This is a genomic window from Streptomyces sp. NPDC058373 (assembly GCF_042723275.1).
In the GTDB taxonomy this organism is placed as follows: Bacteria; Actinomycetota; Actinomycetes; order Streptomycetales; family Streptomycetaceae; genus Streptomyces.
This window is the reverse complement of record NZ_JBHXJE010000046.1, coordinates 37,047-51,266: the sequence shown is the minus strand read 5'-3', so window position 1 is coordinate 51,266 and position 14,220 is coordinate 37,047. Positions and strand designations below refer to the sequence as shown.

At 72.6% G+C, this 14,220-nt stretch carries 12 protein-coding genes and 2 tRNA genes; 4 read left to right on the top strand and 10 right to left on the bottom strand.

Going from position 1 to position 14,220, the window contains the following annotated elements:
• Positions 1–291: 291 nt before the first annotated feature.
• On the bottom strand, positions 292–1,395 hold the full coding sequence (locus ACFWMZ_RS23130; protein WP_383203823.1) for a hypothetical protein: 1,104 nt from the start codon (positions 1,393–1,395) through the stop codon (positions 292–294).
• 284 nt (positions 1,396–1,679) lie between these two features.
• On the opposite strand from ACFWMZ_RS23130, the gene ACFWMZ_RS23125 reads away from it, so the two are divergent.
• Positions 1,680–2,420: a TetR family transcriptional regulator gene (locus tag ACFWMZ_RS23125; RefSeq protein WP_383173056.1), complete on the top strand. Its 741-nt coding sequence runs from the start codon at positions 1,680–1,682 to the stop codon at positions 2,418–2,420.
• 111 nt (positions 2,421–2,531) lie between these two features.
• Here the strand turns inward: ACFWMZ_RS23125 and ACFWMZ_RS23120 are convergent, their stop codons facing one another.
• The 3 genes from ACFWMZ_RS23120 to ACFWMZ_RS23110 all read right to left on the bottom strand — a co-directional run bounded on the left by ACFWMZ_RS23120 (position 2,532) and on the right by ACFWMZ_RS23110 (position 3,482).
• Positions 2,532–2,744, bottom strand: a complete 213-nt coding sequence (locus tag ACFWMZ_RS23120; RefSeq protein ID WP_383173030.1) for a hypothetical protein — start codon at positions 2,742–2,744, stop codon at positions 2,532–2,534.
• Positions 2,745–2,757: 13 nt separating this feature from the next.
• Entirely contained in the window at positions 2,758–3,234 is a 477-nt protein-coding gene (locus ACFWMZ_RS23115; RefSeq protein WP_383203820.1) for a hypothetical protein, read from the bottom strand.
• A 175-nt stretch (positions 3,235–3,409) separates the two neighbouring features.
• Positions 3,410–3,482: transfer RNA gene (locus ACFWMZ_RS23110), tRNA-Ala, on the bottom strand.
• Positions 3,483–3,714: 232 nt separating this feature from the next.
• Between ACFWMZ_RS23110 and ACFWMZ_RS23105 the strand changes: the two genes are divergently transcribed.
• On the top strand, positions 3,715–4,263 hold the full coding sequence (locus ACFWMZ_RS23105) for a helix-turn-helix domain-containing protein (protein WP_383173026.1): 549 nt from the start codon (positions 3,715–3,717) through the stop codon (positions 4,261–4,263).
• Positions 4,264–4,295: 32 nt separating this feature from the next.
• The gene (locus ACFWMZ_RS23100) at positions 4,296–5,669 is read left to right on the top strand and encodes a serine/threonine-protein kinase (RefSeq protein WP_383173024.1); all 1,374 of its coding nucleotides are present in this window, start codon (positions 4,296–4,298) and stop codon (positions 5,667–5,669) included.
• Positions 5,670–5,787: 118 nt separating this feature from the next.
• Here the strand turns inward: ACFWMZ_RS23100 and ACFWMZ_RS23095 are convergent, their stop codons facing one another.
• The 3 genes from ACFWMZ_RS23095 to ACFWMZ_RS23085 all read right to left on the bottom strand — a co-directional run bounded on the left by ACFWMZ_RS23095 (position 5,788) and on the right by ACFWMZ_RS23085 (position 9,508).
• Positions 5,788–7,110 carry a hypothetical protein gene (locus ACFWMZ_RS23095; RefSeq protein ID WP_383203817.1) on the bottom strand — a complete coding sequence of 441 codons (1,323 nt, stop codon included), beginning with the start codon at positions 7,108–7,110 and terminating at the stop codon, positions 5,788–5,790.
• The gene (locus tag ACFWMZ_RS23090; protein WP_383203815.1) at positions 7,107–9,065 is read right to left on the bottom strand and encodes a VWA domain-containing protein; all 1,959 of its coding nucleotides are present in this window, start codon (positions 9,063–9,065) and stop codon (positions 7,107–7,109) included. The genes ACFWMZ_RS23095 and ACFWMZ_RS23090 overlap by 4 nt, the downstream gene beginning before the upstream one ends.
• Before the next feature lie 314 nt (positions 9,066–9,379).
• Positions 9,380–9,508, bottom strand: coding sequence for a DLW-39 family protein (locus ACFWMZ_RS23085; RefSeq protein WP_003999697.1), 129 nt, complete (start codon positions 9,506–9,508; stop codon positions 9,380–9,382).
• 326 nt (positions 9,509–9,834) lie between these two features.
• Here ACFWMZ_RS23085 and ACFWMZ_RS23080 point away from each other — a divergent pair, with 326 nt between their 5' ends.
• Positions 9,835–10,248, top strand: a complete 414-nt coding sequence (locus ACFWMZ_RS23080) for a DUF6344 domain-containing protein (protein WP_383203812.1) — start codon at positions 9,835–9,837, stop codon at positions 10,246–10,248.
• Positions 10,249–10,503: 255 nt separating this feature from the next.
• On the opposite strand, the gene ACFWMZ_RS23075 is transcribed toward ACFWMZ_RS23080, so the two are convergent.
• The 3 genes from ACFWMZ_RS23075 to gyrA all read right to left on the bottom strand — a co-directional run bounded on the left by ACFWMZ_RS23075 (position 10,504) and on the right by gyrA (position 14,192).
• Positions 10,504–10,577 (bottom strand) — tRNA-Ile (locus ACFWMZ_RS23075).
• Between the two features lie 261 nt (positions 10,578–10,838).
• On the bottom strand, positions 10,839–11,552 hold the full coding sequence (locus ACFWMZ_RS23070; RefSeq protein ID WP_383173015.1) for a DUF3566 domain-containing protein: 714 nt from the start codon (positions 11,550–11,552) through the stop codon (positions 10,839–10,841).
• 18 nt (positions 11,553–11,570) lie between these two features.
• Entirely contained in the window at positions 11,571–14,192 is a 2,622-nt protein-coding gene (gyrA, locus tag ACFWMZ_RS23065; protein ID WP_383173013.1) for a DNA gyrase subunit A, read from the bottom strand.
• Positions 14,193–14,220: the final 28 nt, after the last annotated feature.

Here is a 14,220-nt window from a genome sequence, read left to right as displayed (position 1 = left end):
TTATAAGAGACAGGCCCTCATGGGTGCGCGGGGGCGATGTTTCACGTGAAACATCGCCCCGTTCTCGCGTGCCGCAACGCGCCCACTTTCCTCCCGCACGGAACCGGGCACCATGGCAGCCACGGCTGCCATGGCAACCCGCGGTTGGCTCGATGTTTCACGTGAAACATCGCGGGACATCGAGCCTGGGGCCACCTGACGTCGCCGAGGAGCGTGCATCCCGCGCCGCCGTCCCCGCCCGTCGTCGGCGCGGCGAGCGGCGCTCGCTGCTGCGACTCGGGGGGCTCGGACTCAGGCGGGAACCGCCTGGTCCTCCTCCTTCGTCACCCGGCGGCTCCGGCGCCGGTCGGCGAAGAGGATGAGGAGCAGGCCGACCACCGCCCAGGCGGCGAGGACGGCGACCGGCCCTCCCGCGCCCGTCCCGTCGAAGAAGCCGTTGGCCCGCAGCAGGCTGCCGGAGGCGCCCGGCGGCATGAGCTGCCCCAGGGTGGCCCATCCGTCGGGCAGCCAGTGTGCGCCGGTCGCCAGCCCGGAGAGGGAGTTGCCGACGAACATCATCACGACGATGCCCGCCCCGAGCCCGGCGAAGCCGAAGAGCGATTCCAGGCCGAGGAAGGGGAGAGTCAGAGCCGCCATGCCGAGGGAGAGGCCCAGTGCCGTGGTCCAGTAGGTCCCGTCCACCGAGCCGAAGCCGAACTGGACGATGGCCGCCAGCGCGAAGCCGGCTGCCAGGGCGAAGAGCACCGCGCCACTGAGGCGGAGCCGTAGCCCGCCGTGTCCGGGGAAGAGCCGCACCATCGCCACCGCCGGAAGCACACCGCCGATGATCATCGGCAGGGCGGCCGCCGTCAGCCCGGCGCCGTTCGGGTCGTCCTCGGGGAACGGCACCACGTTCTTCGGCGACGTCTCGACACCCTGCTGCTCGGCGAGGGCGTCGCCGATGCCGTTGATGGCGGCGGCGCTGGGGTTGCCCGCCGCGCTCGCCGTGTAGACGGTGAGCGTCTCCCCGCCCACGGCGAAGCCGCCCATCACGTCGCGGTCGTGTATCGCCTCGGCGAGAGCGTCGGCGTCCGGGTAGGAGGTGACCTCCCAGCCGTCCGGCCGGCGTTGGTCGAGCTGCTTGCTGAGACCGTCCGCCGCCGCCTGCGGTCCCACCACACCCACCGGTACGTGGTGGGGGCCACCGTTCACCGCGGGGAGACCGAAGACGACCAGCATCGCGGAGAGCACACCGGCGAGAACGGCGACCACGGCCAGCAGCTTCTTCGCCGCCCCCTTGGAGCCGCCTCCCTCCTCACCCTGCGGCGCGCTGTGGTCCTGCCCCGGGGGAGCCGCGGAGGCTCCCCCGTCGGCGTGCTGCGAGCGGGGGTCGTTCTCCGGGGGCTTGTCAGCCATGAGCAGGGCCTTTCGTAGGTCGTCGCATGGGGAGCTGTCGGCCGCCGACGCCGTTCAGGGCGGTGGAGCTGCCGGGAGGACCGGTCAACCAGGCCGGGCTCGCCGCGTCCGAGTCCGCGCGCCACACTCGGCCGCCGGTCCGGCGCGGCCCTGTGCGAAGCAGGCCACCGGGCCATGCGTCGGAAGACAGAAGACAGAGGGAGAGGGAGGGGTAGCGAGAAAGGTGAGGAAAGCGGCGGCGCCCTCAGCCGGTCCCCGACGCGTCCGGAGGGAGCGTCGGGAGGCTGACGACGAAGGGTGACGGACTCGCAGCCCTCGGCGCCGCCGCCGAGAAGCCGCACGAGCCGCCCTTCCCCGGGGAGTCCGCGCCCCGCACCCCTGCCGAGGCGGTCTCCACACCCGACGGAGAGACACACCCGCCCTCCACCTCCCGCAATCCGGACGGACGGCGACCGGGCGAGAACCGCACCCGTGAGCAGATCCTGGACGCCGCGCGGGAGTGCTTCGCGGAGCGTGGATACGACGCGACCAGCGTCCGTCGCATCGCCGAAACAGCAGGAGTCGACCAAGCACTGGTCCACCACTTCTACGGAACGAAGGAGAAGCTCTTCCTGAACGCCCTGGAGATTCCGATCCGCATGCCGGAGGCACTCGCGGAGGCTGCCGCTGGTGGCCGCGCGGGCTTGGGCACCCGCATCGTCCTGGCCCACCTGTGGGTCCGGGAGGACGCGTCCACTCATCGCGCCATGATGACCACGCTACGCTCGGCGGCCACCCACCGCTCGGCGGCCGCGGTCCTGCGGAACTACGCGACGGGCGCGGTCCGCCAAGCTCTGGGCGAGGTCATCACCGGCGACGACGTGGACCTGCGTATCGCCCTGGTCTCCACCACCCTGATCGGGCTTTCCCTCACCCGCTACCTGGTCCGCCTGGACCCCGTCCCGGAGACTCCCGCCCAGGAGCTGGCCGCCCGCCTCGGCCCCGTCATCGATCTGCACCTGGACCCGGCAACCCCGGACGCCTGACCGTCGGCGATGTTTCACGTGAAACGTCGCCGACGGTCCAGCGTCGTTTCACGTGAAACGTCGCCGCCCCTCACCTCGCCCCTCCGCCTCGCTCGCCCCCTTCGCCCCACCTCACCCCTCGCCCGAGCCAACCCCCAGCGCCGCCCCCACCATCACCACCAGCCACTCCTCGTACCGCTCACCGCTCCAGCCCCGCTCGGCGGTGAGCTGGGTGTAGAGCTGGGGCCCGGTCAGCGCCCAGCAGGCGTCGGCGGCCAGGCCCGGGTCGACGCCGGGCCCCAGCGCGCCCGCGGCGCCGAGCCCTCCGCCCGCCGGCGCGGGCACGGGCACGGGCTGGTCAGGGGGCGGGGGACGGCGTGGCGCCAGGGTCCGGTGCCTGCACGCTGGCGTACCACCGCACCGAGTCCGCGACCTCGACGGTGAACCGGTCCTCCTCCGCCTCGGACAGCTCCAACTGGTTGACGCTCAACCGGACCTCCGTGCTCGGGCAGTCCACGGTGAACGATTCCCCCTCGGCCATCGAGAACGTGAGGAGCTCCGTCCCTTTCTCGGCACGGCAGTTGAGGTCGATCCAGTTGACCCCCTTGCGCAGGCTCACCGCGCCCAGACCCCGGGAGCCCCGGTGTCCCGCCGCGGCGAGCTGGACGTGCCCCGGACGCACCTCCGGTGGACGGGGCGGGCTCGGGGACGGCAACGGCGGCGGCACCGGAACCGTCACCTCCGGCTTCGCCGCGGTGCAGGCGGTGGCGGTGAGGGCCATGACGCCCACGGCCACGAGCGCCAAGGCCCGGCCATGGGTACGGGAACGGGTCAACAGCGTGCCTCCCCCTGTCGGAAGCCGGACCTGACGCTGAGCCCTTGCCCGGCCTCGCTCGACGCCGTCGACGGCCGCGACCGACGCCCCCGCGTCGCCCACACTGCACCCGTCGACCGCTACGAAAAAGCCCCCTCGACGAGCGTTTCCGCAGGTCGGAGGGGGTTTCGTGAAGTGGAGCCTAGGAGAGTCGAACTCCTGACATCTGCCATGCAAAGACAGCGCTCTACCAACTGAGCTAAGGCCCCGGGAGACGGGACGTGTGCACGGGGGCACCCGTCGGCGTCGACCGCGTCCAGAGTACCGGGTCCCGGGCCGATCTCGTAAAAAAGGTCGGCTCCACGGGCCATCGCTTCGCGGGGGCGCCCCCCGTGGCGGCCGGGCCGGTCCGGGCGCGGTCGGCGCGGAAGAGGGGCTCCCGGCGGCAGACCACGCTCCGTAAGATGCTGGCGAGGTTCGCAGCAGCGAAGGGGAGTGGGCATGGACGCAGCGCAGCAGGAAGCGACCGCCAGAGCGCGGGAGCTCCAGCGGAACTGGTACGGGGAGCCGCTGGGGGCGCTGTTCCGTCGGCTCATAGACGACCTCGGACTGAACCAGGCCCGGCTCGCCGGAGTCCTCGGGCTCTCCGCGCCCATGCTCTCCCAGTTGATGAGCGGGCAGCGCGCGAAGATCGGCAATCCCGCGGTCGTCCAGCGGGTGCGGCTCCTCCAGGATCTCGCCGGTCAGGTCGCCGACGGCAGCGTCAGCGCGGGGGAGGCCGGTGCGCGGATGGACGAGATCAAGAAGTCGCAGGGCGGCTCCGTCCTCGCCCAGACCGGGCAGACCGCGACCGGCTCCGGCGCCCCCACCGTCAAGCGGGTGGTGCGCGAGATCCAGTCGCTGCTCCGGTCGGTCGCGGCGGCCGGGGACATCATCGACGCCGCCGAGACCCTCGCCCCCACCCATCCGGAACTGGCAGAGTTCCTGCGGGTGTACGGCGCCGGGCGCACCGCCGAGGCGGTCGCCCACTACGAGTCGCACCAGAACTGACGGCCGACGACGCACGGGGAGCACGGCGCACCATGGGTGAGGTCTTCGCCGGCCGGTACGAACTGGCCGATCCGATCGGGCGGGGCGGGGTCGGCGCCGTCTGGCGCGCCTGGGACCACCGCAGACGCAGATATGTGGCGGCCAAGGTGCTCCAGCAGAGCGACGCCCACACCCTGCTGCGGTTCGTCCGCGAGCAGGCGCTGCGGATCGACCACCCGCACGTGCTCGCCCCGGCGAGCTGGGCCGCCGACGACGACCAGGTCCTCTTCACCATGGAGCTGGTCAGCGGCGGATCGCTGGCCCATCTCATCGGCGACTACGGGGCGTTGCCGCCGCGCTTCGTCTGCCTCCTCCTCGACCAGCTCCTCGCGGGCCTCGCCGCCGTGCACGCCGAGGGGGTCATCCACCGGGACATCAAGCCGGCCAACATCCTGCTGGAGGCCACCGGCGCGGGCCGCCCGCACCTGCGCCTCTCGGACTTCGGCATCTCCATGCGGCAGGGCGAGCCCCGCCTGACCGAGACCAACTACGTGGTCGGCACCCCCGGCTACTTCGCTCCCGAGCAGCTCCTGGGCGCCGAACCGGACTTCACCGCCGACCTGTTCGCGGTCGGCCTGGTCGCCCTGTACCTCCTCCAGGGCCGCAAACCCGATTCCCAGGCGCTCGTGGAGCACTTCGCGGCGCACGGTACGCCCAGCGCCCCCGAGTCGATCCCCGAGCCTCTCTGGCAGGTCGTGGCCACCCTCCTCCAGCCCGATCCGCAGGCCCGTTTCCGCACCGCCAACGGCGCCCGCAAGGCCCTCGCCTCGGCGGCCGAGCTGCTGCCCGGGCCCGGCCCCGACGAGGAACAGGTCGAGGTCTTCGACCAGATCGGCCCGCTGCCGCCTGGGTTCGGCCCCGACGGCCCCGAGGCCAAGGCCGCCCCGGAGCCCCCGTCGGCCTTGGCGGAACCGGGTACGCCGCCCACCCCAGGTAGCCCGGCCGCCCCAGGCACCGACGCGTTCCCCACCGGGAACAGCACCGACGGCTTCCCCCTCGCCCCACCCGCCGCGGCGCCTGCCCCGCCCCCGAACCCCACCCCGCCCTTCGTCCCCGCCCCGCCCCAGCCTCCCACCGCCTCGGTCCACCAGCCGGCCGCCACGGCGCCCGCGCCCCCGGCCGGATACGCCGACACGCGCCCCTACACCGCCCCCGGCCAGGCGCAGTCCCCGCTCCCCGCCCAGCCCGGCTACGGCTACCCGCAGGCCCCGCCGCACGGCTACGGCTACCCGCCGCCCGCGCCCCCGGGGCCGGCCACGCCCACGGCACCCAAGCGCCCCGGCCCTTCCGCCAAGACCGCCGTCCCGATCCTCCTCGTCGCCCTGGTCTGCCTGGCGGTCGGCTTCTGGGCCCTCACCCAGACCTGACCCGCCACGCCGGCAGCCCACAACGACCCACCGGCCCGAGGCCCAGGACGCCGCAGGGCCGGTGACGCGTACGCCACCGGCCCTGCCGAGCCACGACCCCGACGTCCGCCGCCAGGCGTCACCAGCCCTGCCCAGGCGGCGGAGTCCCGCCGCCGGCACCCTGCCGCCGGGCGCCAGCAGCGCGCCGGGCCACCAGGAACCACACCCCGAGCCCGGCCAGCAGCACCGTTCCCGTGCCGATCCCGGAGGCGGCGACGACGGCCATCGTCTCGGCGCGGCCCACCTCGGCGTCACTGCGGCCCGCCTCCGCGGCGTCCCGCTCCTTCTCGCCGACCTGGAAGGGCCCGGCGTCCCCGGCGTACCGGGGCCCGCCGGTGGGCTCTCCCTGCACGCCGACCCGCAGCGTGACCCCGAAGTCGTCGCCGCGGAAGACCTCGGCCATCTCCGGGGAGAGGGTGAGCTGCACGTAGTACCAGCCCGCGAAGCGGGCGCCCTTGACCGCCGGGGCCGAGGCGTACCGGTTCTCGTAGGCGACCGGCTGGAGCGGTTGGGACGCCATGCTCTTGGGGCTGCCGCTGAAGACCAGGGAGCGGTCCTCGACGGGGCCGTAGGCCGGGTTGTACAGCGCCGCCTTCAGGGCGTCGGGGACGTAGGCGACCGACTGCTCGGAGGTGGCGCTGCCCAGCACCGGCTCGACGTACAGCCGCTGGCCCCAGTCGACGGGCACCCGGTAGAAGGCCGACTCACCGGGCGCCAGGCGGGCCTTGAAGCTGCCGTCGGCGAGGGCGACGGCGTCGTTGAAGCCGGTGCCGCCCGGCCGCTCCACGGGTTCGCCGCCCGGCAGGCCTGCCGGGGTGTCGGTGGGGGACGGGGAGGGCGCCTCGGTCGGGCCGCCCTTCCCCTCCACCGCGGGCTCGGTGAGCAGCCGCAGTTCGAGCTGCCAAAGCTCCTGCGCCGAGGTCCCTTCCGTCTTCCGCTCCACGACCACGAAGTACGGCCCGGCCTCCTGGCAGACGCCGCCGTCCGGCTTCACCGCCCGCACCGCCTGCGCGGCCAGCGGACGCGGGTACGCGGCCGAGCCGAAGCGCTGGTCGTCGGTCCCGCACTGGTTGTCGCGCCGGTCCCGCAGGGTCACGGTGAGGCTGTCCTGCGCGTCGACCTTCGCGCCGGGCTTCGGCACGGCGACCGCGGAGGCGTACGCGTACGAGGAGGCGTCCAGGTCGACGGCGTAGTACAGCGTCTCGTTCGGACCGATCTGCGAGCGGTACGCCCGCCCGGCGGCGAGCGTGTGCGCGTCGGTGCTGCTCACCTCCCCGGCCACCCTCCGAGCGCCCTCGGCGAAGACGTACGGGGACGTGCCGCCCTCCGCCTGTGCCGGGGCCGTGCCCAGCAGCACAGCCGCCAGTGCCAGATGCGCCGCGCCGAGACCGCGCCCTCTCATCCTGTGCCACCCCTCTTCCGACCGCCCGCGCCCCGCCCGGCACGGCGCCGGGCGACCAGGACCGCGGCCACCAGCACGAGCACCGCCGGCGCGCCGCCTCCCACCGCGAGCATCCACGGCGAGAGCCATCCTGCCTCCTCGTCGTCAGCCGTGTCCTTCGCCGGGCCCTTCTCCGCGCCGGCACCGGACGCCGGAGCCTTCTCCGCGGTGGCCGCGGCCGGGGCGTCCTTCTCGGGTCCGGCCAGCTCGGTGCCGGCCACCTCGACGCGGAGCACCACGCCGATCGCCGGATTCTCCGCGAACGTCGCCGTGTCGGGTCCGAGGGAGACGGCGAGGTAGTAGTCGCCGGCCGCGCGCACCGGCTTCACGTGGGCGGCCGGCTCCCAGCGGTTGGTCCAGGTCACGGGCACGGTGCCGTGGTCGAGGACGGACGGCTTGCCGAAGTACCCCTTGTGGTCGCTGAACTCCGTACCGGTGGTGACCGGCGCCCGGGACGGCGCGTGCAGCGAGGTGGAGACGAAGGAGCGGCGGATCACCAGATCCTCGTGGTCGATGGTCGGTTCGTTGCCGAAGTCGACGGTGTAACGCAGCTGCTGGCCCCAGCCGACCCTCACCTTGTACCAGCGGGTCTGGGCGGGCAGCAGGCCGTCCTTCCAGACGCCCTCGCCGATCCGGACGGCGTCGTTGAAGCCGGTGCCGCCGGCCACGGCCTTCGCCGGACCCTCGACGCGCGGCACCTGGTCCTTGGAGATCTCTCCGAAACCGGTGGCGGACCGGGCCGGGACGGCGCCCGCGGCGAGCGGCTTCCCGACCGCCATCCGCACCTCCAGCGGCCAGCGCGCCTGATCGGCGTCGTCGGCGGAGACGCGTCTGACCTCCAGGTGGTACGTGCCGGCCTGGTCGCAGGTGGCGTTGGCCTTGGCCGTGGGGATCCGGCTGACCGCGCCGCTGACCGGCAGGGCGCCCTCGTCCTGGCGGAAGGTGGCCCGGGTGTTGTCGCAGACCATCGGGAACTCGCCCGAGGTGTGCACCCGCAGCTCAAGCCCGTCGGAGTAGCCGACCGGAACGCCCGGCTGCGGTACGGCCGTCACGCCGAAGTCGGCGGTGCCGGTGGCGTCGAGCTCGGCCGCGTACCAGCGGGTCTCGCCGGGGCCGATGCTGTCCAGGTACTGGCCCGGCGCGATGGCCGGCGCGCGCTTCGCGGAGGCGGCGCCCTCGATCGCGTCGCCCTGGAACCGGTATCCCCCCGCGGAGAGTTCGGCGGCGCGCTGGAGCTGGCGGGCGAGGGCGTCGGCGTCCGGTGCGTCGTAGTAGGCGCCGTGCCCGGCCTCCGCGATGCAGGTGAGCTGCTCGCGGGCCTTGCCCTTCACCTGGAAGCCGATGGCGTCGATCCTGAGGTCGACCCCGGACTCGGCGAGCTTCTCGGCGGCCTCGCAGGGCGGCGGCGAACCGCAGTTGTCCTCGCCGTCGGAGATGAGCAGCACGGTACGGCGGCCGACCGCGCCCGGCTCGGGCTCGGGCAGGTCGGCGACGGCCTTCTGGAGGGAGAGCCCGATCGGGGTGTCGCCCTTCGGCTCGACCTCGGCGACCGCCTTCCTCGTCGCGTCCCGGTCCAACGGCTCGACAGGCCGGACGAGTCGGGTGTCGGTGCATCCGCTGGACCGGTCGGCGCCGTAGACCCGCAGCCCGGTCGGGTAGCCGTCGGGGAGGCTGTCGACCACCGTGCCGACCGCGTCCCGCGCCGCCTCGATGCGGGTACGGCCGCCGCCCGCCTCGTCGGCCATGGAGCCGGAGGAGTCGAGGACCATGACGAGGCCGCCGGCCCGGGCGCCCGGCTCGGGGGCCCGGGGCGCCTGGGGCGGGGCGGCGAAGGCGGGCAGGGGGCCCGCCGCCAGGGCGCTGAGCACGCCTGAGAGGAGTACCGCCGCCGTCCGGCGGCCGAACCGAGCCTTCACCGTTCCCCCTGTCCCGCACGGGTGGTGGCCCGCGCCCCTCACCCACCGGCTTCTTTGCTCATGCAAGCTATTGATTTGCGAGGGTGAACTCAAGGTTCAGGTCGTCACGGAACCGCAACAACGGCCCCGTGCGCCCGTCCCCCGATCAGCTCCCCCACCCCGCGGCCGCGGCCCCCACGCCCCGCACCCGCCGGACCGTCACGCCGTACGCCATCCTCACGCGTCCCGCATCCCGAGCGGGGCCGCACACCCGGCTCCGGACACACAAAACCCCGGCCGCTGTGCGGCCGGGGTCAGTGAAGGACCGTCGATTCTCACGAACCCGTGGGAACGGAGTCGGTCGCCTCCGTCCACAGATCCTGCTCGGCGCGATCCGCCTGGATCTGGCGGTACACGAGGAGCCCGCCGATGGCGGCCAGTGCGACCAGGAGAAGCTTCTTCACCGCGCGACCTCGTCTTTCGTTGACGTAGGAGACCTCTGACGGCCGACTATACACACCGACCGATATCGATCGGTGACCTGTTCCCCTCTCTCCGCGCACCTCAACTCCCTTGGCGCTTTTCGGGACTCCGGGGAGGAGTGGACGACCGCCGATGACCACCGACGATCTTCTCGGGTGTGAACTGGGCCGCTTTTGCCCTGATACCCCCGTCCGGGTGGTGTTCATCTGAATATCGCCGCGCCACGAGCGTCGATCCCACGCCACCGCGTCCTGATCCACATGATGAGGAAGTACGCAAATCGCCCCACCTGAAAGTGGTGATCCTGATGGCTTCCAAGGCCGCCCACCTGTGGACCGTCCTCGTCGGTGCCTTCCTCTCCCTCTTCGCCGCGCTCGGCTTCAGCGCCTCCGCCTCGGCCGCGGCGCCGCAGGCCCAGCCGCAGCCCCAGCCCCGCCCGCAGAGCGCCCCGCAGCAGACGCCCGCCGCCCCCTGCGCCGCGGTCGAAACAGCCCTGGCGACGCCCCACTGGTCACTCGGCCTCGACCGTTCGATGCCGCCCACCATGAAGCAGCGCATCATCGCCGAGGCCCACGGCTCCTCGCCCACCTGCCGCTCCACCGTCGCCGACGCCATGACCACCCCGGCCGACGCGGACCGCGAGTCCACCGACGTGACCGAGCGCGCCGCCGAGTCCCGCGCCACCCCGACCCGCGGCTCCGACCACGAGAACCCGCCGTGACCGGCCCGCACGCCCCACCCCAGGCCCGCAGGCGCTCCCGCCTCCGGGCCTTTTCACCGCCCGCCGACCGGCCCGCACATCACGGCCTCCCCGGCCCCGGACCACCTACGCCGCCCTGCCACGCCCCCGCCGCAACCGCAACTCGAAGCCGCGCCGCCCCCGCACTGCGCCACCCGGGCCGGCCCCCACCGCACCCGCCGAGCACCGACAACGAAGAAGGCACCTCCCGCCTGGGAGGTGCCTTCTTCGTCGATGTGGGGCTAACAGGATTTGAACCTGTGGCCTCATCCTTATCAGGGATGCGCTCTAACCAACTGAGCTATAGCCCCGCCGCGCTCTGCGGGCTCTCGCTCCGCGCGCTGACCCCTGAAGATTAGCGCACCAGGGGGCCACCACCAAAATCGGCGAACCCGGCACCTCAGCGGGTCCTGCCCCTGCCTGCCGGCGACGCCCCACACCCCGGCTCAGGCGCCCGGTCCGGCGCCCCGGACCTGCCCGCTCCCGCTCACCCCGGCCAAACCGAAGGGCGGGACCGGAACCCCGGTCCCGCCCTTCGGCGGAGGATCAGCGGGCCCGCCAGGGGCCCCCGCTCACTCGTCCTCGGCGAGCGTCAGCTCGACCCCGCCGACGAAACCGGCGGAGAGGTTGTAGATGAAGGCGCCCAGCGTGGCCAGGGCCGTCGCCAGGACCACGTCGATCACGGCGATGATCGAGGTGAACATCAGCACCCGGGGGAGCGACAGGAACGACTGGAGGTCGAAGCCGTTGGACCCGCTCGACCCGGTCGCCTCGGCGATGGTGCCGCCGACCGTGGAGAAGACGCCCATGGCGTCCATGACCATCCACAGCACCGCGGCCGCCACCACGGTGCAGATACCGAGCGCGATGGAGAGCAGGAAGCTCACCTTCATGACCGACCACGGATCGGCCTTGGCCACCCGCAGCCGCGCCTTGCGGGTACGCGGCTGGGTCCGCGCGCCTGTCCGGGGCCGCCGCACGCCCGGCTGGTCGGGCGCCGGGTAGGCCTGCGGCGGGGTGAAGGGCTGGGCCGGGCCCTGGCCGACGGCGTCGGGCCGCTCGCCGGGCAGCGGGCCGGCCTCGTACTGGTCGTACCCCTGGTACTGCCGACCGCCGCCCTGGGTGCCCGGGTAGGGCTGGGCCCCCAGGGAATCGGGCTCGCGCGTGTCCGTCACGGTTCTCCCCCCGCCCGCGGAGGCGTTGCCTCCGGCCTCGGCCTGGTGCGTGGCGGAGCCACGGACGCCGTTTCCGGGTCCACTCGCTCCGGCGCCCGTGGCTCCGCTCACGTTGACTCTCTCCTCGTGCTACTCCGCCGAGGGCTCGGTGCCCTCGGCCGGGGACTGGACGTCCCCGTCCGTACCACTGGCCGCCTCGCCTTGCACGGCGCCGGCGGGGAGGTCACCGTCGACCTCCTCGGCCTCCCGGCCTGCCTCGGCGTTGCGTGCGACACCCACCACGGCATCGCGCTTGCCCAGGTTGATCAGTTGGACGCCCATGGTGTCACGGCCGGTCTCCCTGATCTCGTTGACGCGCGTGCGGATCACACCACCGCCGAGCGTGATGGCGAGGATCTCGTCGGTCTCCTCGACCACCAGCGCGCCGACCAGCGACCCGCGGTCCTCGACGATCTTCGCAGCCTTGATGCCGAGTCCGCCACGGCCCTGCACCCGGTACTCGTCCACGTTGGTGCGCTTCGCGTACCCGCCGTCCGTGGCCGTGAAGACGAAGGTACCCGGACGGACCACGTTCATTGAGAGGAGCTGGTCCCCCTCGCGGAAGCTCATCCCCTTCACACCGGAGGTGGCGCGGCCCATCGGGCGCAGCGACTCGTCGGTGGCGGTGAACCGGATCGACTGGGCCTTCTTGCTGATGAGCAGCAGGTCGTCGTCGGAGGAGACCAGCTCGGCGCCGATCAGCTCGTCGTCCGAGCCGTCCGGGGTCTCGCGCAGGTTGATGGCGATGACACCGCCGGAGCGCGGCGAGTCGTAATCCTTCAGAACCGTCTTCTTGACCAGTCCGCCCTTGGTGCCGAGCACCAGGTACGGGGCGGCGTCGTAGTCGCGGATGGCCAGGATCTGGGCGATGGACTCGTCCGGCTGGAAGGCGAGGAGGTTGGCGACGTGCTGGCCGCGGGCGTCGCGGCCGACGTCGGGAAGCTCGTACGCCTTGGCGCGGTAGACGCGGCCCTTGTTGGTGAAGAAGAGGAGCCAGTGGTGGGTGGTGGAGACGAAGAAGTGGTCGACGATGTCGTCTTCCTTGAGCTTCGTGCCCCGCACGCCCTTGCCGCCGCGCTTCTGCGAGCGGTAGTCGTCGGTCTTGGTGCGCTTGACGTAGCCGCCACGGGTGATCGTGACGACAATGTCCTCCTCGGCGATCAGGTCCTCGATGGACATGTCGCCGTCGAAGGGGACCAGCGCCGAGCGCCGGTCCTCGCCGAACTTGTCGACGATCGCCGCCAGCTCGTCGCTGATGATCTGCCGCTGCCGCTCCGGCGAGGCGAGGATCGCGTTGTACTCGTCGATCTTGGCCTGGAGGTCGTCGTGCTCGGCGACGATCTTCTGGCGCTCCAGGGCGGCCAACCGGCGGAGCTGCATCTCCAGGATCGCGTTGGCCTGGATCTCGTCGATCTCCAGCAGCTCCATCAGGCCGCCGCGCGCGACGTCGACCGTCTGGCTGGCCCGGATCAGCGCGATGACCTCGTCGATCGCGTCCAGCGCCTTCAGCAGGCCGCGCAGGATGTGCGCGCGCTCCTCGGCCTTGCGCAGCCGGAAGCGGGTCCGCCGGACGATGACCTCGACCTGGTGGGCGACCCAGTGCCGGATGAAGGCGTCCAGCGAGAGGGTGCGCGGCACGCCGTCGACCAGGGCCAGCATGTTGGCGCCGAAGTTGGTCTGGAGATCGGTGTGCTTGTAGAGGTTGTTGAGGACGACCTTGGCGACCGCGTCCCGCTTCAGGACGATGACCAGGCGCTGGCCGGTCCGCGAGGAGGTCTCGTCGCGGACGTCGGCGATGCCGCCGATCCGGCCGTCCTTCACCAGGTCGGCGATCTTCTGCGCGAGATTGTCCGGGTTGACCTGGTAGGGCAGCTCGGTGACGACCAGGCACTGGCGGTTCTGGATCTCCTCGACCTCGACCACCGCGCGCATCGTGATGGAGCCGCGCCCGGTCCGGTACGCCTCCTCGATGCCCTTGCGGCCGACGACCAGGGCGCCGGTCGGGAAGTCCGGGCCCTTGATCCGCTCGATCAGCGCGTCCAGCAGGGAATCCGGGTCGGCCTCGGGGTTCTCCAGGTACCACTGGGCGCCCGCCGCGACCTCGCGGAGGTTGTGCGGCGGGATGTTGGTGGCCATGCCGACCGCGATGCCCGCCGAACCGTTGATCAGCAGGTTCGGGAAGCGGGCCGGGAGGACGGAGGGCTCCTTGGAGCGGCCGTCGTAGTTGTCCGTGAAGTCGACGGTCTCCTCGTCGATGTCGCGGACCATCTCCATCGACAGCGGCGCCATCTTGCACTCGGTGTACCGCATGGCGGCGGCCGGGTCGTTGCCCGGGGAACCGAAGTTGCCGTTGGAGTCGACCAGCGGCATCCGCATCGACCAGTGCTGGGCCAGGCGGACCAGCGCGTCGTAGATCGAGGAGTCGCCGTGCGGGTGGTAGTTGCCCATCACGTCGCCGACGACGCGGGCGCACTTGTAGAAGCCCTTCTCGGGCCGGTAGCCCCCGTCGTACATCGCGTACAGCACGCGCCGGTGGACCGGCTTCAGGCCGTCGCGCACGTCGGGCAGGGCGCGCGAGACGATGACGGACATCGCGTAGTCGAGGTACGAGCGCTGCATCTCGGTCTCGAGCCCGACAGGCTCGACCCGCATGGCCAGCGGGAGGCCCTCGGCGTCGGTCTCGGGAGTGCTGGGGTTGATCTCGTCGGCCATGGCCGTGCTGGTTCCCTTCGGGAGCGAA